Here is a 21,723-nt window from a genome sequence, read left to right as displayed (position 1 = left end):
TCCTGGCGGCGGGGCGGACGGCGACGGGGGCGGCGGATCGCTATGGGGGAGAACAGGCTGGTTCAGGGCCGGTACCGGCTGCTCGATCTGATCGGGCGGGGCGGGATGGGCGAGGTGTGGCGGGCCCGGGACGAGTCCCTGGGCCGGCAGGTCGCCGTGAAGTGCCTCAAACCGCTCGGCCCCTACCACGATCCGTCTCTCGCGCGTGTCCTGCGCGAGCGCTTCCGCCGTGAGGCCCGGGTGGCCGCCGGCCTCTCGCATCGCGGGGTGACCGTCGTCCACGACTTCGGCGAGTCCGACGGTGTCCCGTATCTGGTGATGGAGCTGCTGGAGGGCCGCGATCTGAGCCGGCTGCTGCAGGACAACAAGGGCCATCCGCTGCCGGTGGCGGAGGTGGAAGACGTCGCCGCACAGGTCGCCGCCGCTCTCGCCTACACCCATCAACGGGGCGTCGTCCACCGGGACTTGAAACCGGCCAACGTTGTCCGGCTGGCCGACGGGACCGTGAAGATCTGCGACTTCGGCATCGCCCGCCTCGGTCACGACATCGGCTTCACCGCCCGGCTGACCGGCACCGGCGTCGCGCTGGGCACCCCGCACTACATGTCCCCGGAACAGATCGGCGGCGACGCGGTGGACCAGCGCAGCGACCTGTACTCGCTGGGCTGCGTGCTGTACGAAATCGCCACCGGTGCACCGCCGTTCGACCTGGAGGACGCCTGGGCGATCCTCATCGGCCACCGGGTCACCCCACCCCGGCCCCCACGCGAACACCGGCCGGAGCTTCCCGGCCACCTCGAGCGGATCATCCTCGACCTGCTGGCCAAACGGCCCGAGGAACGACCCTACGACGCGGGGGAGTTGGTCCGCCGCCTCCGGGACGGGCGCACAACGGGCGCCTTTCCTGAGGCCGTCGGGTCCGCGCTCCCGGACGCCGGGGGCAGGAGCCGGTCGCCGGCCTGGACTCACGGCATGACCACCGGCCCCAAGGCGCTCGGCACCGGCCTCGGCGCGCTGCCGCCGGTCTCGGGGGCGATGCTGTCGTGCCGGTGGGCTGCGGCACCCCAAAGGGGCGCGGCGGAGCGCAGCGCACGGCACCGCGAGGCCGTCCGGCTGGCCGGGCTCGGCCGGTGGGCCGAGGCGGGCGAGGCGCACCAGGCGGTGGCCGCCGAGCGGGCCGCGCTCCTCGGTCCCGACCACCCGGCGACCCTGGCCGCCCGTTACGAGGCGGCATTCGCCCTGGTCCGAGCCGGCCGGGTCGCCGAGGCGCTGGCCGCCTACACGGACCTCGCCGAGGCCAGAGCACGCGTCCTCGGCGCCGACCATCCCGACACCCTCGCCGCCCGCCAGGAGACGGCCTATGCGCTGGGCCGGCTGGGCCGCCACTTCGAGGCCCACCAGGTGTACACGGAGGTGCTGGCCGTCCGGGTCCGCGCCATGGGCTCCGACCACCCCGACACCCTGCGCTGCCGCCACAACCTCGCCTGCACCCTCGGCCGGCTCGGCCGTCTGGACGAGGCCTGCCGTACGGCCCTGGAGGTGGCCGCCGCCCGTGCCCGGGTGCTCGGTGCCGACCATCCCGACACCCTGGTCTCGCGCTGTGAAGTCGCCTACGCCCAGGGTCAGTCGGGGCGCTGGCAGGAGGCGCTCGGCATCTACCGCGAGGTCGCCGAGGCCAGAGCACGCGTCCTCGGCGCCGACCACCCCGACACCCTCGCCGCCCGCTACGAGACCGCCCTCAGCCTCGGCCGCCTCGGCCGCAGCGCGGACGCCCTGCGCGTGTACCGCGAGCTGATCGTGGACCGCACCCGCGTCCAGGGCCCCACCCACCCCGAGACCCTGCGCGCCCGGCACGGACTCGGGGTCAACCTCGGCCGGCTCGGCCGCTGGGAGGACGCCCTGACCGAGGCCCGCGACGTCTGTCTGCTCCGCGAGCAGGTCCTCGGGCCCGCCCACCCCGACACGCTCGTCAGCCGCCGCGAGATCGCGGTCGCGCTCGGCTGGCTGGGCCGCTGGGCGGAGGCCCTCACCGAGTACCGGCGGGTCGCCGAGACCCGCGAGCAGATCCTCGGCCCGGACCACCCCGGCACCCTCGCCGCGCGCGGCGACGAGGCGCACTGTCTGGAGCGGCTCGGCCGGGGGACCGAGGCCGGCGAGCTGTACCGCAGGGTCGCGGTGGTCCACCGGCGGCATGCGTCCGGCGGGGCCTGAGGGGACTCTCCTGCCGCACCCGTCCCCCGCCCGGGACGTACCTCTGGCCGCAATGGATCACCACGTGTTACGAAGAACCATGCCTGCCAACGAGCACACCCGCACATACGACGCCGTCATCGTCGGCGGAGGACACAACGGCCTGGTCGCCGCCGCCTACCTGGCCCGCGCCGGGCGTTCGGTGCTGGTGCTGGAGCGACTGGACCACACCGGCGGCGCCGCGATCTCCACCCGCCCGTTCGCCGGTGTCGACGCCCGGCTGTCGCGCTACTCCTACCTGGTCAGCCTGCTGCCGCAGAAGATCGTGAGCGATCTCGGACTCGACTTCGAGGTGCGCGCCCGCACCATCTCCTCGTACACCCCGGCCGAGCGGAACGGCCGGCCCACCGGACTCCTCGTCGGCGGCGGCGAACAGCGCACCCGCGAGGCCTTCGCCCGGCTGACCGGCGGCGAGCGTGAGTACCAGGCCTGGCAGCGCTTCTACGGGATGACCACGCGCGTCGCCGAGCGTGTCTTCCCGACCCTCACCGAGCCCCTGCCCACCCGCGACGAACTGCGCCGCCGCATCGACGACGAGACCGCCTGGCGGGCCCTGTTCGAGGAGCCGATCGGCGTCGCCGTCGAGGAGAACTTCACGGACGACCTGGTCCGGGGCGTGGTGCTCACCGACGCCCTGATCGGCACCTTCGCCGACGCCCACGACCCCTCCCTCGCCCAGAACCGCTGCTTCCTCTACCACGTCATCGGCGGCGGCACCGGCGCCTGGGACGTGCCCGTCGGCGGCATGGGCGCCCTCACCGACGCCCTGGCCGCCGCGGCCCGTTCGGCGGGCGCGGTTCTCGCGACCGGGCACGAGGTGGTCCGGATCGCCACCGACGGACACTCCGCCGAGGTCACCTACCGTACGGCCGACGGTGAGGGCGTCGCCGCCGCCCGGCACGTCCTGGTGAACGCCTCCCCGCAGGAACTGGCCGCCCTCACCGGCGACCCGTCACCCGAGCCCGCCGAGGGCGCCCAGCTCAAGGTCAACATGCTGCTCACCCGGCTGCCCAAGCTGCGCGACCCGGCCGTCGACCCGCGGGAGGCCTTCGCCGGCACCTTCCACATCGCCGAGGGCTACCGGCAGCTCGCCACCGCCCACGCCCAGGCCGCCGCCGGCGAACTCCCCGCCGTCCCGCCCTCCGAGATCTACTGCCACTCCCTGACCGACCCCACCATCCTCGGCCCCGACCTCGCCGAGCGCGGCTACCAGACCCTGACCCTGTTCGGCCTGCACACCCCGGCCCGCCTCTTCGACCGGGACAACGACGCCGTTCGCGAGGAGCTGCTGAAGTCCACCCTCGCCCAGCTCGACGCCCACCTCGCCGAACCCCTCACCGACTGCCTGGCCACCGACGCCGACGGCCGCCCCTGCATCGAGGCCAAGACCCCGCTCGACCTGGAGAGAGACCTCAGGCTGCCGGGCGGCAACATCTTCCATCGAGCCCTGTCCTGGCCCTACGCCCAGGAGAAGACCGGCCGTTGGGGAGTGGAGACCCGACACGCGAACGTCCTGCTGTGCGGTGCGGGCGCCGTGCGCGGGGGAGGGGTGAGCGGCGTGCCGGGGCACAACGCGGCGATGGCCGTACTGGAGGCCACCGCGTAACGCCCGTGACCCGCAAAATAATCTGACGGGACGTCAGAAAACCTCTTCCGTCGTCCGGCCGGCTGCGGCATCCTGCGCCCATGCAGACGGAGCTGAGCAGGAAACTGGGAGTCGAGCACGCCGTCTTCGGCTTCACGCCGTTCCCCGCCGTCGCCGCGGCCATCAGCCGGGCCGGCGGCTTCGGCGTGCTCGGCGCGGTCCGCTACACCGTCCCCGGCGACCTCGAACGCGACCTCGACTGGCTCGACGCGCACGCGGGCGGCCGGCCCTACGGGCTGGACGTGGTCATGCCCGCGAAGAAGGTCGAGGGCGTGACCGAAGCGGACGTCGAGGCGGTGATCCCGGAGGGGCACCGGCAGTTCGTGCGGGACACCCTCGCCAAGTACGGCGTGCCCGAGCTGGCCGAGGGCGAGGCGTCCGGATGGCGTATCACCGGCTGGATGGAGCAGGTCGCCCGCACCCAGCTCGACGTCGCCTTCGGCTATCCGATCAAGCTGCTCGCCAACGCCCTCGGCTCCCCGCCCGCCGACGTCGTCGCCCGCGCCCACGACCGGGGCGTCCAGGTCGCGGCGCTCGCGGGCAGCGCCCGGCACGCCCGCAAGCACCAGGAGGCGGGCATCGACATCGTCGTCGCCCAGGGCTACGAGGCCGGTGGCCACACCGGCGAGATCGCCACCATGGTGCTCACGCCCGAGATCGTGGAAGCCGTCGACCCGCTGCCCGTCCTCGCCGCAGGCGGCATCGGCAGCGGACCGCAGGTGGCGGCCGCACTCACACTCGGCGCGCAGGGTGTGTGGCTGGGCTCTATATGGCTGACCACCACAGAAGCGGACCTCCACTCGCCCGCCCTGACCAGCAAGCTGCTCGCCGCCGGGTCCGGCGACACCGTCCGCTCCCGCGCCCTCACGGGCAAGCCCGCACGCCAGCTCCGCACCGAGTGGACCGACGCCTGGGAAGACCCGGCCGGACCCGGCACCCTGCCCATGCCCCTGCAGGGCCTGCTGGTGGCCGAGGCGGTCTCCCGGATCCAGAAGTACGAGGTCGAACCGCTGCTGGGCACGCCGGTCGGGCAGATCGTCGGCCGGATGAGCAGCGAACGCAGCGTCCAGGCCGTCTTCGACGACCTCACCCGCGGCTTCGAGAAGGCCGTGGACCGCATCAACCGCATCGCCGGAAGGAGCGGCCGGTGACCAGCATGCCCCCCACCGGATTCTGGGCCCAAGCCGCGCAGAACCCCGGCCGCACGGTCCTCGTCGCCCCCGACGGCGCGGAGTGGACCGCCGGACGACTGCACGGCGCCGCCAACCGGCTCGTCCACGGGCTGCGCGCGGCCGGCCTGGAGCGCGGCGACGCCTTCGCCGTCGTCCTGCCGGGCGGCGTCGAGTTCGTCACCGCCTACCTGGCCGCCACCCAGGCGGGCCTCTATCTCGTCCCGGTCAACCACCACCTCGTCGGCCCCGAGATCGCCTGGATCGTCGCCGACTCCGGCGCAAAGGTGCTCATCGCCCACGAGCGGTTCGCCGCAGCCGCACGGTCCGCCGCCGACGAGGCGGGACTGCCCGCCACCCACCGGTACGCGGTCGGCGAGGTCGCCGGGTTCCGGCCGTACGGCCAACTCCTGGACGGGCAACCGGAGTCAGCCCCCGAGGGCCGGGAACTGGGCTGGGTCATGAACTACACCTCGGGTACGACCGGACGCCCGCGCGGCATCCGCCGCCCGCTGCCCGGCAAGGCACCGGAGGAGGCCTATCTGGGCGGCTTCCTCGGGATCTTCGGCATCAAGCCGTTCGACGACAACGTCCACCTCGTCTGCTCGCCGCTCTACCACACGGCCGTCCTGCAGTTCGCGGGCGCGTCCCTGCACATCGGCCACCGCCTGGTCCTGATGGACAAGTGGACCCCGGAGGAGATGCTCCGCCTCATCGACACCCACCGGTGCACGCACACCCATATGGTCCCGACCCAGTTCCATCGCCTGCTGGCCCTCCCGGACGAGGTGAAGGCCCGCTACGACGTCTCGTCCATGCGGCACGCCATCCACGGCGCGGCCCCCTGCCCGGACCACGTCAAGCGGGCCATGATCGACTGGTGGGGGCACTGTGTGGAGGAGTACTACGCGGCCAGCGAGGGCGGCGGCGCCTTCGCCACCGCGGAGGACTGGCTCAAGAAGCCGGGCACGGTCGGCAAGGCCTGGCCCATCAGCGAACTCGCGGTCTTCGACGACGACGGCAACCGGCTGCCGCCCGGCCAACTGGGCACGGTCTACATGAAGATGAGCACCGGCGGCTTCTCGTACCACAAGGACGAGGCCAAGACCCGCGAGAACCGCATCGGTGACTTCTTCACCGTCGGCGACCTCGGCTACCTGGACGAGGACGGCTATCTCTTCCTCCGTGACCGCAAGATCGACATGATCATCTCTGGTGGGGTCAACATCTACCCGGCCGAGATCGAGTCCGTCCTCCTCTCCCACCCCGCCGTCGCCGACGCCGCCGTCTTCGGCATCCCGCACGACGACTGGGGCGAGCAGGTCAAGGCGGTCGTCGAACCGGCCCCCGGTCATGAGCCGGACCCCGCCCTCGCCACCGCGATCCTGGACCACTGCGCCGCACAACTCGCCGGCTACAAACGGCCCAAGAGCGTCGACTTCATCGCCGAGATGCCCCGCGACCCCAACGGCAAGCTGTACAAGCGGCGGTTGCGGGACCCGTACTGGGAGGGGCGGACGCGGCCGGTGTGACCACTGTTCCGGACCGCCGGCCTCAGGTACGACTCTCCAGGAACCCGGCGAGGCCCGCGGCGTCGGTGCCGACCTTGCGGTACACGCTGGACAGCAACTGCCGCACGCCCTGCTCGGTGAGCCGCAGTTCCTCGGCGACCACCGCCACCGGATGTCCCTGGGCGGACAGTTCGGCGGTGCGGCGTTCCCGAGCGGTCAACGTGTCCGCCGGCGGATACCGCAGCGGCAGCGGACGCATTCCCGCCGCCGAGAGCTCTGCCCTGGCCCGGGCGGCCAGTGCCTCGGCCCCGCAGTGGACGGCGCCTTCCAGGCCTCGGTAGAGCCGATCAGCGGCCTCCTGCAGCCGCCCGTTGCGGGACAGCGCGGTGCCATGGCCGACCTGGGCGCGGGCGAGCTCATAGGCGGCGGGGGACTGCTCCAGGTGACCGACGGCCTCCGCGTACAGGCCGAGTGCCGCCGGACCACCGGTCACCTCGGCCAGCGTGTGCAGCGCCTGGCCGATGATGGAGGCGGCGCCGAACTTCCGGGCGCGCCGCACGGCGTCCTGGGCGTGGCCGACCGCCTGCTCCGGGGCGGTGGGGGCGAGCGCGGAGGCGAGGTGGAGCTGCCACGGGCACCAGGCCGGGTTCCGCCAGGCCCGCCCGTCCAGCCACTTCCCGACCGAGGACAACAGCACCGCCGCTTCGGCGTGCCGTCCCTCCGCCAGGAGCAGTTCCGCGTACACCGTGCGGGGATCGGGGTAGATGACGGCGTTCGGAGTCGTCTCACCGAAACGGTGCTCGTCGGCGAGTGCGCGCGCCTCGGTGACGCGCCCCCGGGCCAGCAGCGTCTGGATCAGGATGCCGACGGCGAACCACTGCGCGGGGACGGCCCCTGGCACTTTGTGGGCGATGCGCAGACCTTCCCGTGCGAGATCCTCGGCTTCGGCCAGGCAGCCGCGGTGGTGGCGGATGTAGCCGGCGAGGGTCTGGCCGAGGGCCAGATGGGAGCCGCGCCAGCCCTTGGCCACGCACTCGGCGATACCTTTGTTGAACAACTCCTCGGCCCGTCGCGGCTGGTCGCAGTACATGAACACAAGGGCGACCGAAACGGGTACCTCGAAACCGTGGTTCTCGTCGATCCAGCTCATGCCGTCGAGCAGTGCCTTCTCGGCATACGCGAGGGCGGTCTCCCGCGGTTCACCGCGCTTGACGGCGTCCCAGGCTCGCAGTCCCAGGATGTAGCGCTCCTCCAGACTGCGGCCGGGCAACTTCTCGGCCAGCCGTGCCAGTGTCCGGGAACGGGAGGGTGAGTCGGGGTCGTCGGTGCGGACCATGCTCCAGACGAACTGATCGGCCTGCATCCGCAGTTTGACGCGCGGATTCGTGGCCTTCCCGGCCTCTTTCGCGGCCACGGTCACGGCCTCGGCCAGCTGATCGGTGTGGGCCAGAGCCTGCGTCAGCCGAAAGACGACGGAGGCCCGCAGATCGGGGTCGATGTCGCGCTCCGCCAGCGCCTGGCGGAGATGCCGCACCGTGGCCGTGGGCTCCATCAGGAACGTGGCGCACGCGAGTTCGTGAAGGAGCGCGGCACGGTCCTCGGGGAGGGGCGGCTCCTGCAGCGCGCGGGCCAGCAGACGCCGGGCGGCCTCGGTCGCGCCGGCGCGGAGGTATTCGCGAGCGGCCTCGCGCAGACAGGCGACCGTTTCGGGATTGCCCTCGCAGGGGAGCTCCAGCATGTGCCGGGCGGCGGCGGTGGGGCCGTATCCCGCGGCCAGCACGCTCTGCGCGGCGGTGTTGTGCAGGCCCACCCGGAAGCCTGTGCGGATGGACCGGTAGATCGTCGTGGCGATCAGCGGGTGAACGAACTCCAGCTCCCCCTCGGGGCCGTGGCCGTCGGCGAGGATCCGGGCCGCGCGCAGCTTCTGGGTCGCCTCGGCGACGGCCTCGTCGCCGAGCACCGCGATGGTCGCGGCGAGCCGCGGTGAGAAGGGTGAACCCAGTACGGCCGCGGTGTGCGCGAAGCGGACGGTCGCCGTGTCCAGCCGTTCCAGACGCTCGATCAGCCCGGGCCCCTTGATCGCCGCGGCCAGCTCACGCATCGCGGGCAGGTCTTCCTCGGTGCCGCTCAGTTTGCGTTCGGCGAGCCCGATGGCGAGCTCCACCGCCTCGAAGGGGCTTCCGCCGGTGGCCGACCAGCATTCCTTGCAGAACCGGTCCTCGGCCGCATCCCCGACTTCGTTCCTGACGATCTGAGCCACGCCGCCGGCGGTGAGCAGCGCCAGGTCATGGGGGCGGTTCCCCCGGTGTCCGACCAGCGCGCGGAGTTCGCCGGCCTCGGACGGCAGTTCGTCGGGCCGGTAGGCCATCACGATCAGCAGCGGAAGGTCCTCGACCCGTGGGGCGAAGGAGGCGAGCCAGCTCAGGGACTCGGCGTCCGCCCAGTGCAGATCGTCGAGCAGCAGGACGACGGGCGCCTTCTTCACGGTGAGGCGCGTCATGACCCAGTCGAGGCCTTCGCGCACCCCGGTCGGGTCCGGCGCCGGGGCGGAGCCCCTCGCTTCGAGACCGAGCGCGGCGGCGACGATGTCGTACCAGCTCCCCAGGAACGAGCGGAGTTCCGCCCCCTCCATGGCGGCCAGCGACGGCTGCGCCAACTGGCGCACCACGCGGAACGCCGACCCCTGTTCCTTCTCTCCGCCCCTGCCCGACAGCACCGTGAATCCGTGTGCCGCCGCCCGGGCACGTGCTTCCGTGACGAGCGCCGTCTTGCCCAGCCCCGCCGGCCCGGTGAAGGCGAGCACTCCCCTGCGCCTCGCGCGCGGCACGCCGTCAGTGGTGCGCCGCAACTCCTGGAATGCGGCGTCGAGAGCCTGAAGTTCCCGTCGGCGCTCGATCAACATGCGTTGCTCCGTGATCGGTTGCCGCGGCTCCATCGCCATGTGCCGTACCGCCTTCTTTCGTTCGGCCCGGGGAAGCCGAGCGTACGCCTCGTGGCGGTGAGGCAGGCCTGATCGGATTCCATCAGGTGAATCAGCGGCTGGGGACGGGACAATGCCCGTTCTCTGGGTATGGGGTCTGAATGCACCCGCTCCCGCCGCGGTGCGAGAGGGCGACTACGGCTCGGCGGGTACCGACGTCACGTCCGCGTAGCGCGGCACGGTGCGTGACCAGTGGTAGCACCCACGGATCCAGCCGATCATGCCCTCCACATAGCCGACGCCTGCCGGGCTCAACTGCGGTTCTACCTCCGCGTAGAGCCTCTGGAACTCCTCGATCGTGCCGTTGATCCGCTGGATGGCCAGGAGGACGGCCGTCTGCAGAGAGCACCGGTGCTCGCGCTGGTAGGCAAGGGCCAGATTGATCATTTCGCCCGCGCGCTGTTCTTTCACCGAGGAGAAGAGGTCGGGTATCCACACCGCCGCATCGGCCGACAGGCGGCTCAGGCGCCGTACGACGGGATGGTGGAGTTCGGCAGGGGAAAGCTCATGTGGCTGGGCGGCCTCGCACAGTGGGTAGAACGGTTCCACGCCCGCGGTCAGCGACCGTACCGAGGTGCAGTCTCCGGTCCGCAGAAGGAAGGGGTGGGCCTGAGCCACTGCTTCGTACAACAGGCCGTGCACATATTCACGGCTCTTCCAGGCCCACCGCGCGGCCTGCGCGGGTGTGCACCGTTCCCGGACCTGCCGGTGGAGATCGGCCAGAGCCGCTCCGAGGGGAGTGCTGGGCGGCTGGTCGTCCCGCAGAATCGCGATGCTCTCGCACAGCATGGGCAGCAGCCTGCCCGGTGAGCGGCGACCCGTTTCCTCCGCACGGTCGTCGAAGACGAACTGGTAGGCAATCTGACAGGCCATGATCTGGAGGAGACCGGCATCCATGGTGGGGCTGTTGTAGGACGCGAGTTCGGCCGGACGAGTGCGGGCGATCATCGCCGCCACATCCGGTTCGTCGGTCAGTCCCCACGCCCTCAGCCATGCGTCGACGCCGGCTGCGGCCTCGGATTCATGGGGGTTGCGCTGAAAGGGGAAGGGCATGTGGAGGTGGCGGTCGATGAGGTCCCTGAGGGTGGAGACCGGCATTCCATCGGAAACACCGACCGTGCGTTCCTCATGCGTTGTCGACAACGTGGTCACCTGCCGTCCGGGAATCCGATGCGCGGGAACGGGCTTCACAGGCCAGCACCAGGGCACGTGGGCCCAGCGTGATCGCGGGGCGCGGTGGTCGCTCGACGTACTCGGGCACATGCCGCAGCCGCCACCGCCCGGCGATGGTCGCGAGCGCCAGGGTGGCCTCCACCATGGCGAACTCGTCGCCGAGGCATTTGCGGTTGCCCGCGGAGAACGGCATCAGCGCGCGGCGCTGAGCAGCGGTCGGCCGACCCGGTAACCAGCGGTCGGGGTCGAACCGCTCGGGGTCGGGGAACGACGAGGGGTCGTGGTGCAGGAGGTAGGGGCTGTACAGAACGGTGGCCCCCTCCGGCAGCCGGCATCCGGCGAGTTCCGTCTCCCTGGTGGCGACGCGGGTGAAGAGCCAGCCGGGGGACGAGTGGCGCAGCGTCTCGGAGACGACGCACCGGGTGTAGACGAGGCGCGGCAGGTCCTCGGGGCGGGGCCGTCGGCCTTGGGGGAGGACGGCGTCGAGCTCGGCGTGCAGCCGGCGCTCCGCCTCCGGATGGCGGGCCAGCAGGCTGAAGGCGTCGGCAAGGCACAGTGCCGGGGCCTCGACGCCCGTGAGCAGCAGCGTGATCAGGTGATCGTGGACCTCCTGATCGGTGATCGCAGTCGCTCCTGCGTCGCCGCGCGCGGCCGCCAGCAGAGTGCCCAGCACGTCGTCGAGGTCGGGACCGCGGTGGCGCTCCGCGATCGCCGCGGCGATGATCGCGTGCAGGCGGGAGAGCGCGTGCCGGTAGCGGCGGTTGGCGGGCGTGGGGAGGCGGAACAGGGCGTCGACCGGTACGACCGTGCGGACGAACAGGCCACGGACGACGTCCGTGAGACAGTCCCGCACCTCGGCGGTCGTCGTGTCGTCCAGTGAGTCGGAGAGCAGGACCCGGCTGATCACGCGGGTCGTGAGGGTCATCATCGCCTCGGTGACGGGAACCGTCCGGCCCACCGGCCACGCCTCGCACACCGCCTCGGCCTCCTCGGCAACGAGGTCGGTGTACTGGGCGACGCAGGAAGGGCGGAAGCCGGGTTGCAGCAGCCTGCGCTTGGCACGGTGCGCCGGCTGGCGGCAGGTGACGAGACCGTCGCCCATCAGTTTGCCGAGCCTGTCGTACAGCGGGCCACCCTTGTCGAAGGTGTACGGGTCCATCAGCATCTCGTGGGTCAGCTCGGGGTGGCACACCATCCAGGCGCGCTGGGGGCCCAGCCGTATCTCGACCAGATCCCCGTGCGCGGGCAAAGAATTCAGAAATGCCAGCGGTCGACGGTATAAGGCGATACCGTGGCCGAGGAGTGGGAATATGCCGGGAGCAGTACCTGTCCTCCAGGCGCGTTTCTGTTCAGGCACAGCACGGCTCATGGATGCCTCCAGCCCAACGTGAGACGTGAAATGTGTGAACTGCTGCGGACTAGGTTGTCCGAGACAGTCCTGCCCAGGCTCAGCACTGATCGGCTTTCTGAAGGCTTTCTCCAAAGGGGCGCACAGAGGCACGCGGAAGCAAAAGTGCATTCGGAATGCGCCTCCGGAGTCCTTGACCTGTCTCCGCGGCGGACCCAGGATCATGAGCCATGACGCAGGGACACGGCAGCACGGTCGACGGGGTGCTGCGCCGCAGCGCCCGGCGCACCCCGGCCCGCCGCGCGGTGGAGTACGGCGAGCGCCGCTGGACGTACGAGGAACTCGACGACGCCGTCTCCCGCGCGACCTCGGTGCTGCTCGCCGAGGGCCTCACACCCGGCGACCGGGTCGGCGCCTACGGCCACAACTCCGACGCCTACCTGATCGGCTTCCTGGCCTGCGCCCGTGCGGGCCTGGTCCATGTGCCGGTCAACCAGAACCTGACCGGGGACGACCTGGCGTACCTCGTCGGCCAGTCCGGCAGCACCCTCGTCCTCGCCGACCCGGACCTGGCCGACCGGCTCCCGGACGGCGTACGGGCGTTGCCGCTCCGGGACACCGAGGGCTCGCTGCTCGCCCGGCTGGCGGACGCACCGCCGTACGACGGGCCCGAACCGCGCACCGAGGACCTGGTGCAACTGCTGTACACCTCCGGTACGACCGCCCTGCCCAAGGGCGCGATGATGACCCACCGGGCTCTTGTGCACGAGTACCTGAGCGCGATCACCGCCCTGGACCTGAGCGCCGGTGACCGTCCGGTGCACGCGCTGCCGCTGTACCACTCGGCGCAGATGCACGTGTTCCTGCTGCCGTACCTCGCCGTCGGCGCGTCCAACATCATCCTGGACGCGCCCGACGGGGACCGGCTGCTCGACCTGGTCGAGGCGGGCCGTGTGGACAGCCTGTTCGCGCCGCCCACGGTGTGGATCGGCCTGGCGGGTCGGCCCGACTTCGCCACCCGCCGGCTCGACGGCCTGCGCAAGGCCTACTACGGCGCGTCGATCATGCCCGTCCCGGTGCTTCAGCGGCTGCGCGAGCGCCTGCCGCGGCTCGCCTTCTACAACTGCTTCGGGCAGAGCGAGATCGGCCCGCTGGCCACGGTCCTCGGCCCCGACGAGCACGAGGGCCGGCTGGACTCCTGCGGGCGGACCGTGCTGTTCGTGGACGCACGGGTCGTGGACGACCAGGGCGAGGACGTGCCCGACGGCACGCCCGGCGAGATCGTGTACCGCTCACCTCAGTTGTGCGAGGGCTACTGGGACAAGCCCGAGGAGACCGCCGAGGCCTTCCGGGACGGCTGGTTCCACTCCGGGGACCTCGCGGTGCGCGACGCCGACGGCTACTTCACGATCGTGGACCGGGTGAAGGACGTCATCAACTCCGGTGGCGTGCTGGTGGCTTCACGTCAGGTCGAGGACGCGCTGTACACCCACGAGGCGGTCGCCGAGGCCGCCGTGATCGGCCTGCCCGACGAGCGGTGGATCGAGGCCGTCACGGCGGTCGTCGTCCCGCGCGGCGAGGCCACGGAGGATCAGCTCATCGCCCATGTGAAGGAGAAGCTCGCACCCTTCAAGGCACCCAAACGAGTGCTGTTCGTGGACGAGTTGCCGCGCAACGCCAGCGGGAAGATCCTCAAGCGCGAACTGCGGGACCGCTTCAGCCGTTAGCCGAGGGCGTCGGCGGTCTTCGACGGCAGCAGGGCGTCGGCCGGCAACCGCCAGTACCCAAGCGCCGATTCGCCCGGGACCACGCCGATCACCTGCACGGCGACCTGATCGGCACCCGCCGCCACATGCCCGTGCGGCTTCCGTACGACCGGGTCCGGGCCGCCCGGCAACACCAGGTCGTCCACGAACCCGCGTCGAGACCCTACCCGGCGGTCTTGGGCCGCAGGTCCACGATCCGGCGGATCTTGCCGACCGAGCGCTCCAGGGACTCCGGCTCCACGATCTCCACGTCGACGGACACCCCGATGCCGTCCTTCACGGCCGCGCAGATGGAGAGTGCCGCCGCGTCCCTCACCTCCGGACCCGCGTCCGCACGGGCCTCGGCCCGGACGGTCAGCCGGTCCAGCCGGCCCTCCCGGGTCAGCCGGAGCTGGAAGTGGGGCGCCACGCCGGGCGTGCGCAGCACGATCTCCTCGATCTGGGTCGGGAAGAGGTTGACCCCGCGCAGGATCACCATGTCGTCACTGCGCCCGGTGATCTTCTCCATCCGCCGGAACACCCGGGCCGTGCCGGGCAGCAGCCGGGTGAGGTCCCGGGTGCGGTAGCGGATGATCGGCATGGCCTCCTTGGTCAGCGCGGTGAACACCAGCTCGCCCCGCTCGCCCTCCGGCAGCACCTCGCCCGTGATCGGGTCGACCACCTCCGGATAGAAGTGGTCCTCCCAGACCGTCAGCCCGTCCTTGGTCTCCACGCACTCCTGCGCCACGCCCGGGCCGATCACCTCCGACAGCCCGTAGATGTCCACGGCGTCGATCGCGAACCGCTCCTCGATCTCGCGCCGCATCTGCTCGGTCCAGGGCTCGGCCCCGAAGACGCCCACGCGCAGTGAGGTGCCACGCGGGTCCACGCCCTGCCGCTCGAACTCGTCCAGCAGGGTGAGCATGTAGGACGGGGTCACCATGATCACCGCGGGCTGCAGATCCTGGATCAGCTGCACCTGCCGCGCCGTCATGCCGCCGGAGGCCGGGACGACCGTACAGCCCAGGCGCTCGGCACCATAGTGGGCGCCCAGTCCACCGGTGAACAGCCCATAGCCGTAGGCCACATGCACGATGTCACCGGGCCGTCCCCCGGCCGCCCGGATCGACCGCGCCACCATGTCGGCCCACATGGAAAGGTCGTTGTCCGTGTAGCCCACCACCGTGGGGCGCCCGGTGGTGCCGCTGGAGGCATGCAGTCGGCGGATCCGCTCGCGCGGCACGGCGAACATGCCGTACGGGTAGTTCTCCCTGAGGTCCGCCTTGGTCGTGAACGGAAAACGAGCCAGATCGGCGAGCGAACGGCAGTCCTCGGGGCGGACGCCGGCCTTGTCGAAGGACTCGCGGTAGAACGGCACGTTGTCGTAGGCGTGTCGCAGCGAGGCGCGCAGCCGCTCCAGCTGGAGCTCCCGCAACTCCTCGGGCCCGAGCCGTTCGCCCGCGTCGAACGGGTTCGTCGCATCCGCCATCGAGTCGTCTCCCTCGCCGCACTCACATACCGGACGACCGATCATTCGGTCGATCCGTTCGGGGCCAGTAATTCAGGCCATGCGGCTCCAGACAAGAGGCCTGCGAAGATTTTCTGCGTGAGTGCCTGACTTCACCCGGGACGAACTGATCGAGATCGTCCGCAGGGCGCGAGCCGGACACGCGACCGGTGATCCCGACGCGGACCACTTGGCCGGGCTCTCGCCCCGGGTGGTAAAACGTTGCGCCGCATCGGGGCCGACCGACATGATCACGGCCATGCCGACCTTCACCGCACCCGACGGCACCCGGCTCGCCTACCACCTGCGGGGTGACGGCGAACCCCTCGTCGTCCTGCCCGGCGGCCCCATGCGTGCCTCCGCCTACCTCGAAGACCTCGGCGGGCTGGCCGCGCACCGCCGCCTGGCCCTGCTGGACCTACGAGGCACCGGGGACTCCGCGCTGCCGGCGGACCCGGCGACGTACCGCTGTGACCGCATGGTCCAGGACGTCGAGATATGGCGCGCACACATGGGTCTGGAGCACATGGATCTGCTCGCCCACTCGGCGGGCGCGGCCCTGGCCATGCTCTACGCGGCCCGCCACCCGGAGCGGATACGGCGACTGCTGCTGATCACGCCCAACCCCTCCGCCCTGGGCCTGCGGGCGACCCCCGAGGACCGGCTGGCCGCGGCCCGGCTGCGCGCGGACGAGCCGTGGTTCGCGGATGCGTTCCCCGCCTTCCGGGCCTGGCTGGCAGGCGAGGCGGAGTTCGACGACGTGTTCCTGCCGTTCTTCCACGGCCGCTGGGACGACGCCGCCCGGGCCCACACCGACGCCGAACCGGAGCAGACCAACGAGGAGGCGGGGGAGCGCTACTTCGCCGACGGTGCCTTCACACCCGATGCGACCCGGACCGCCCTCGCCGCGCTGACCGCGCCGGTCCTCGTGCTCGCCGGGGAACTCGACGGCGGCCCCCGTCCGGAGCTCGCTCGCCGTGCCGCCGAGGCCTTCCCGAACGCAGAGGTCGCCGTCCAGCCCGGCGCCGGTCACTACCCCTGGCTGGACGACCCGGAGTGGTTCCGGAAACGCACCCTGGCCTTCCTCGACGGGCCGGCCGGGCCGGGATCGCCCGACTAGCGTGCCCGGCATGGAGACCGCCGCGCCGCACACCAACGAGGCGAACGGCACCACCCTGGCCTGCCGGTCCTGGGGCCCGGCGGACGCCCCGCCCGTCGTGCTGCTGCACCGCAGGGGCGCGGACGGCGCGGACTGGACGCACATCGCCGAGCGGCTCGCGGCACCCCCGCGCCCGCGCCGGGTGCACGCCCCCGACCCGCGCGGCCGCGGACGCAGCGACTGGCCGGGGGACCACCGGGCCGAGGCGATGAGCGACGACGTCCTCGCCCTGCTGGCCGCCCTCGGCCTCGGCGGCACCGATGTCGTGGGCCATTCGCTGGGCGGCAGCGTCGCCCATCTGCCGGCCCAGCGCCATCCCGGTGTCGTACGGCGGCTGGTGCTGGAGGACGTCTGTGCGCCCGTGCCGCTCGACCCGCCCCCAGGATCAGGTCGCGCGGCTCGCCGGTCTGATCCCCGGCGCCTCGCTGGTGACCGTGGACGCGGGGCACCTGGTGCACGAGTCCCGTCCGGAGGAGTTCCTCGCCGTGGTGCGGGAGTTCGTCGACCGATGAGCACGGTCCATGAGCACGGTCCACCGGCCCTACCGTCGCAACCGGTGAGCACCGTCACCGGCGGGTTCAGCCCGGTTGCGGCCCGAACGCCTTCAGGAACCGGTCGCGGAAGCTGTCCATCCCCCAGACGGGAGCGTTCGCGGCGGGCTTCAGGCCCTCCGTCCAGCCCCAGCCGGAGATCCGGTCCAGCACCTTGGGGTCACGGGCGACCACGGTGACCGGCACCTCCCTGCGGGGGCTGTTCCCGGTGACGGTCGGCACGGGCTGGTGGTCGCCCAGGAAGACCACGACCGTGTTCTCGTTGCCGTAACGCCGCAGGAACCCGACGAGGCTGTTCAGCGAGTACTCGACGGAGGTCCGGTATTCGGTGCGCACGCTCTCCGGGCTCTTCCATACCTCCGCCTGGGACTTGCCCTCGCGCCTGATCTGCCGGAAGACCGAGCCGTCGCCCAGCTTCGCCCAGTCGACCATGCGGGGCAGCGGCGCCCACGGATAGTGGCTCGAGGTGAGGATGATCTCCGCCATGATCGGGCCCCGGCCCCGCTTGCCGAACTCCCGCCGCTGGAACGTCTGCAGGGTGAACTGGTCCGGCACCTGCGACCAGCCGAAGTCCGGGCCGTGGTAGTCGAGGTGATGGCCGTCGTAGATGTGGTCCAGGCCGAAGAACCGGCCCTCCGGCCAGGCCACCAGCACCCCCGGCACCACACCGACCGTGCGCCAGGCACCGGTCCTGCGGAACGCGCCGGTGAGGGTGGTGCGGTCGCTGGAGGTGAGGGTGCGGAACCGCTGCTGGTTGCTGATCCACAGGCCGGACAGGAAGGTCGAGTGGGCCAGCCAGCTGCCGCCACCGGTCACCGGCGAGCGCAGCCAGCCGCTGCGGGCCCGGAATCCGGCGGCCTTGAGGGCGTCGTCGCTCTCCTTGAGGACCGTGCCGATCCGCGGGGCCATCGCCGGGTCCTCGATCGCCGAACGGCCGTAGCTCTCGATGAACGTGAACAGCACGTCCTTGCCGCGCAGGCCGGTCAGCAACTGGTCGGGCGGCGTATGGGCGAAGGCGTCGTGAGCGGTCTGACGCCGGAAGAGACGGGCGTCCGCGAGGGAGACGCGGACCTGCTTGGCCCGTTCGCCGAGGAGGTCCGCGTCGAGCGTCGAGGCGACGGGCGCGCCGCCCCTCTGCAGACCGAGCACGACGCAGGTGATCCAGACCGTGCTCAGCACCAGGACGACGCGGACGGACCGGGCGCGGTGCCGGGCGAGCACGGTGCTGAGACGGACCGTGGCGCCCGCGGTCAGGACGAGGACGGCGACCGCGAGGAGCAGGGCGCCGGCGATGGCCACCAGTTCACCGGTGCGGCCGGAGGTATCCCGCAGATAGTCCGCCGCGTTGCCCAGCAGACCCCAGTCCAGCACCAGGTCGAAGGGGCGGTACAGCACCGAGTAGAAGCCGATGTCGAGGCACTTGAGGAGCGTGACCAGCCCGATCAGCACGCCGATGGCGGCCGCCGCGGCCCGCCGCGCCCGGGGCGGCAGCACGAGCAGCACGGCGGCGAGCAGGATCCCCTCGGCCGGCAGATGCTCGACGGCGGCCGGGGTGAAGCGGTCGGGCCGGTTCGGCAACAGCAGCGCCGCGAGCAGGACGGCGACGGAGAGGACGGCCGAGCCCACGGCCGCGTACCGCGCGATGCGGGCCCGCCTCCCGGGCGGCCCGGCCAGCGCGGCCAAGCCTCGCGCGAGGCGACTGTGCCCGCCGAGCAGGCCGGCCCGTGCGGCGAGGCTCCGTACGACACGCGCGCGTCTGCGGGGCCGGCCGGGTGCTGCGCCCAGCTTCGCCTCCCCGGCCGCCGTGGGATCCCCGGTTCCCGCCGGGCCGCTGTCCGTCTCGTCTGCGCCACCCGGCAGGTGGCTGGGCGTGTGGTGAGACACCCGGAGATCCTTCCGTGCGTGGCCCGGTGCCGGTGCCGGTGCGGGAGGCCGGAGCCGGCACCACTCGACCGACTGACAGTCACCCAAAGTAGCCGAGTGGGCGTCGATCGTGCGCACAGAGTAGTGCTACCGGGTGGTGAGGGCGGTGGGACACCCCGGGGCGTCAGTGCCGGTCGGCCGCCACCGCCACCTCCCGAGCCCACCGATAGTCGGCCTTCCCGCTCGGGCTGCGCTGGATGGAGTCGGTGATCACCAGCTGGCGGGGGATCTTGTAGCCGGCCAGCCGGGTACGGCAGTGGCTCTGGATGTCGGCCAGCGAGGGGTGCGAGGCTCCCGCGCGCAGCTGCACCACGGCGGCCACATGGTTGCCCCAGGTGGCGTCCGGGACCCCGGCGACCAGCGCGTCGTACACGTCCGGATGCGCCTTGAGCGCCTGCTCGACCTCCTCCGGATAGACCTTCTCGCCTCCGGTGTTGATGCACTGCGAGCCCCGGCCCAGCACGGTGACCACGCCGTCCTCGTCGACCGTCGCCATGTCGCCGAGCAGGACCCAGCGCTGCCCGTCCTTCGCGAAGAACGTCTCGGCGGTTTTCCGCGGGTCGTTGTAGTAGCCGAGCGGGACATGGCCGCACTGCGCGACCCGGCCGGTCTCGCCCGCGGCCACCGGCTCGCGGGTCGCCGGATCCACCACGCGGGTACGGGAGTTGACCCGCAGTCGGAAGCCGCGCTCGGGACCCGAGTCCTCCGTCGCCGTACCGTTGAAGCCGGACTCGGAGGAGCCGAAGTTGTTCAGCAGCATGGCGTTCGGCACCAGCTCCCGGAACTGCCGGCGCACCGTCTCCGACATGACGGCGCCCGACGAGGAGACGCTGAACAGGGCCGAACAGTCCGTGCCCTTCAGGGGTCCGCTCAGCGCGTCGATCAGCGGCCGGAGCATCGCGTCGCCGACCAGCGACATGCTGGTGACCCTCTCCTTCTCGACGGTCCGCAGCACCTCCTCCGGCACGAACTTGCGGTGCACGACGATGCGTTGGCCGAAGTTGAAGCCGATGAACGCCGTCAGTGTGGAGGTGCCGTGCATCAGCGGGGGAGTGGGGAAGAAGGTGATCCCGGCGCCCCCGGCGGCGACCCGCTCGGCCAGCTCCTCCGGTGTCTTCACCGGCTCCCCGGTCGGCGCCCCGCCGCCGAGCCCGGCGAAGAACAGGTCCTCCTGGCGCCACATGACGCCCTTGGGCATGCCGGTCGTGCCGCCGGTGTAGATGATGAACTGGTCGTCGGCGGAACGGGCCGGGAAGCCCCGGGCCGGCGACCCGGATGCCTCCGCGTCGCCGAACGGCACCGCCCCGGGCACCCCGGCCGTCTCCGGGCCCACCCGCAGCAGATGCCGCAGCATCGGCGCCCGCGGCAGCGCCGCCGCCACCCGGTCCGCGAACTCCGCGTCGAAGACCAGCGCGACCAGATCGGCATCCCGGTAGAGGTACACCAACTCCTCTTCGACATAACGGTAGTTGACGTTGACCGGGACGATCCGTGCCTTCAGGCAGGCCAGCACCGTCTGCAGGTACTCGACACCGTTGTACAGGTGGAGGCCGAGGTGTTCTCCGGGCCGTATCCCGCTGTCGATCAGGTGGTGGGCGATGCGGTTGGCGGCCGCGTCCAGCTCCGCGTAGGTCAGGCGGCGCTCCGCACCGGTGCCGGGGTGGTCGACGTACACGAGCGCCTCGCGGTCCGGGACCACGTCGACGACCGACTCGAACAGGTCGGCAAGGTTGTACTCCACCGCTCCTCCTGACCCCTGCAGTCCTGGTGAACAAAGGCGCATCGGCCGGTACGCCGGTCATCAGAGCAAAGCCCGCGACAACTGTGAAGGGCCCGCGCCCAAATAATCTGACTGTCTGTCAGAAAACCGTGGAAGCTCCCTTGAAGTGCCTCCCCGCCTACTGCAACCTGTTCTCGTTCTCACCGAGGGGAGAAGCCCATGGGCGGGACGGAACACCTCACCGTGCGGCGCGCGGGCGCCACACTGGTGCTCACGCTCAACAGGCCCGACGCCAGGAACGCGCTCTCGCTTCCCATGCTCGTCGGCCTGTACGACGGCTGGCTGGAGGCCGACGCGGACGACGAGATCCGCTCCATCGTCCTCACCGGGGCCGGCGGCTCCTTCTGCGCCGGCATGGACCTCAAGGCCCTGGCCGGGAAGGGGATGGCAGGGGAGCAGTATCGCGACCGGCTCAAGGCCGACCCCGACCTGCACTGGAAGGCGATGCTGCGCCACCATCGTCCGCGCAAACCGGTCATCGCCGCCGTCGAGGGGTACTGCGTGGCGGGCGGCACCGAGATCCTCCAGGGCACCGACATCCGGGTCGCGGGCCAGTCCGCGACCTTCGGCCTGTTCGAGGTCCGGCGCGGCCTGTTCCCGATCGGCGGCTCCACCGTCCGGCTGCAACGCCAGATCCCGCGCACCCACGCCCTGGAGATGCTGCTCACCGGACGGCCGTACAGCGCCCGGGAGGCCGCGGACATCGGACTGATCGGCCATGTCGTCCCCGACGGCTCCGCGCTCGACAGGGCCCTGGAGATCGCCGAGCAGATCAACGCTTGCGGCCCGCTCGCCGTCGAGGCCGTCAAGGCATCGGTGTACGAGACCGCCGAGATGACGGAGACCGACGCCCTCGCGGCCGAACTCGCGCGCGGCTGGCCGGTCTTCGACACCGCCGACGCCAAGGAAGGCGCCCGCGCCTTCGCGGAGAAACGGCCCCCCGTCTACAAGCGAGCCTGAACCGCCGAAGGAGTCCTCCAGG

General features: G+C 71.6%; 14 protein-coding genes and 1 pseudogene. 8 read left to right on the top strand and 7 right to left on the bottom strand.

Annotated elements, in window-relative coordinates:
• Positions 1-42: 42 nt before the first annotated feature.
• The 4 genes from ACZ418_RS30420 (at position 43) to ACZ418_RS30405 (ending at position 6,596) form a co-directional block, all read left to right on the top strand.
• Positions 43-2,211, top strand: coding sequence for a serine/threonine-protein kinase (locus tag ACZ418_RS30420; protein WP_468369267.1), 2,169 nt, complete (start codon positions 43-45; stop codon positions 2,209-2,211).
• Between the two features lie 79 nt (positions 2,212-2,290).
• Positions 2,291-3,856, top strand: a complete 1,566-nt coding sequence (locus ACZ418_RS30415) for a phytoene desaturase family protein (RefSeq protein WP_468369264.1) — start codon at positions 2,291-2,293, stop codon at positions 3,854-3,856.
• An 80-nt stretch (positions 3,857-3,936) separates the two neighbouring features.
• Positions 3,937-5,046: an NAD(P)H-dependent flavin oxidoreductase gene (locus ACZ418_RS30410; protein ID WP_468369261.1), complete on the top strand. Its 1,110-nt coding sequence runs from the start codon at positions 3,937-3,939 to the stop codon at positions 5,044-5,046.
• Positions 5,043-6,596: an acyl-CoA synthetase gene (locus tag ACZ418_RS30405; RefSeq protein WP_468369258.1), complete on the top strand. Its 1,554-nt coding sequence runs from the start codon at positions 5,043-5,045 to the stop codon at positions 6,594-6,596. The genes ACZ418_RS30410 and ACZ418_RS30405 overlap by 4 nt, the downstream gene beginning before the upstream one ends.
• A gap of 22 nt (positions 6,597-6,618) precedes the next feature.
• Here ACZ418_RS30405 and ACZ418_RS30400 read toward each other — a convergent pair whose 3' ends face one another.
• The 3 genes from ACZ418_RS30400 to ACZ418_RS30390 all read right to left on the bottom strand — a co-directional run bounded on the left by ACZ418_RS30400 (position 6,619) and on the right by ACZ418_RS30390 (position 11,977).
• A complete protein-coding gene (locus ACZ418_RS30400; protein ID WP_468369256.1) occupies positions 6,619-9,477 on the bottom strand; it encodes an ATP-binding protein in 2,859 nt (952 codons plus the stop codon).
• 213 nt (positions 9,478-9,690) lie between these two features.
• Positions 9,691-10,707 carry a (-)-alpha-amorphene synthase gene (locus ACZ418_RS30395; RefSeq protein WP_468369253.1) on the bottom strand — a complete coding sequence of 339 codons (1,017 nt, stop codon included), beginning with the start codon at positions 10,705-10,707 and terminating at the stop codon, positions 9,691-9,693.
• Complete coding sequence (locus ACZ418_RS30390; protein ID WP_468369250.1) at positions 10,682-11,977, bottom strand: cytochrome P450; 1,296 nt, start codon at positions 11,975-11,977, stop codon at positions 10,682-10,684. The genes ACZ418_RS30395 and ACZ418_RS30390 overlap by 26 nt, the downstream gene beginning before the upstream one ends.
• Positions 11,978-12,306: 329 nt before the next feature.
• Between ACZ418_RS30390 and ACZ418_RS30385 the strand changes: the two genes are divergently transcribed.
• On the top strand, positions 12,307-13,803 hold the full coding sequence (locus ACZ418_RS30385) for an acyl-CoA synthetase (RefSeq protein ID WP_468369247.1): 1,497 nt from the start codon (positions 12,307-12,309) through the stop codon (positions 13,801-13,803).
• On the opposite strand, the gene ACZ418_RS30380 is transcribed toward ACZ418_RS30385, so the two are convergent.
• The gene (locus ACZ418_RS30380) at positions 13,800-13,988 is read right to left on the bottom strand and encodes a hypothetical protein (protein ID WP_468369244.1); all 189 of its coding nucleotides are present in this window, start codon (positions 13,986-13,988) and stop codon (positions 13,800-13,802) included. The two genes, ACZ418_RS30385 and ACZ418_RS30380, sit on opposite strands and share 4 nt — an antisense overlap.
• Before the next feature lie 17 nt (positions 13,989-14,005).
• Entirely contained in the window at positions 14,006-15,310 is a 1,305-nt protein-coding gene (gene paaK, locus ACZ418_RS30375) for a phenylacetate--CoA ligase PaaK (RefSeq protein ID WP_468369241.1), read from the bottom strand.
• Between the two features lie 277 nt (positions 15,311-15,587).
• Here paaK and ACZ418_RS30370 point away from each other — a divergent pair, with 277 nt between their 5' ends.
• Positions 15,588-16,448: an alpha/beta fold hydrolase gene (locus ACZ418_RS30370; RefSeq protein ID WP_468369621.1), complete on the top strand. Its 861-nt coding sequence runs from the start codon at positions 15,588-15,590 to the stop codon at positions 16,446-16,448.
• A 10-nt stretch (positions 16,449-16,458) separates the two neighbouring features.
• Positions 16,459-16,992 (top strand): annotated as a pseudogene (locus ACZ418_RS30365) (alpha/beta fold hydrolase); the annotation flags it as partial.
• 73 nt (positions 16,993-17,065) lie between these two features.
• On the opposite strand, the gene ACZ418_RS30360 reads toward ACZ418_RS30365, so the two are convergent.
• Positions 17,066-18,922 (bottom strand): alkaline phosphatase family protein, encoded by a 1,857-nt coding sequence (locus tag ACZ418_RS30360; protein WP_468369238.1) that lies wholly within the window; start codon positions 18,920-18,922, stop codon positions 17,066-17,068.
• Positions 18,923-19,085: 163 nt separating this feature from the next.
• A complete protein-coding gene (locus ACZ418_RS30355; protein ID WP_468369236.1) occupies positions 19,086-20,702 on the bottom strand; it encodes an acyl-CoA synthetase in 1,617 nt (538 codons plus the stop codon).
• Between the two features lie 198 nt (positions 20,703-20,900).
• Here ACZ418_RS30355 and ACZ418_RS30350 point away from each other — a divergent pair, with 198 nt between their 5' ends.
• A complete protein-coding gene (locus ACZ418_RS30350; RefSeq protein WP_468369233.1) occupies positions 20,901-21,701 on the top strand; it encodes a crotonase/enoyl-CoA hydratase family protein in 801 nt (266 codons plus the stop codon).
• Positions 21,702-21,723 lie beyond the last annotated feature (22 nt).

It is taken from the genome of Streptomyces sp. NPDC030820 (assembly GCF_055572075.1).
Note: the sequence above shows the minus strand (reverse complement) of the source record. Positions and strands in the feature narration are given on the sequence as shown.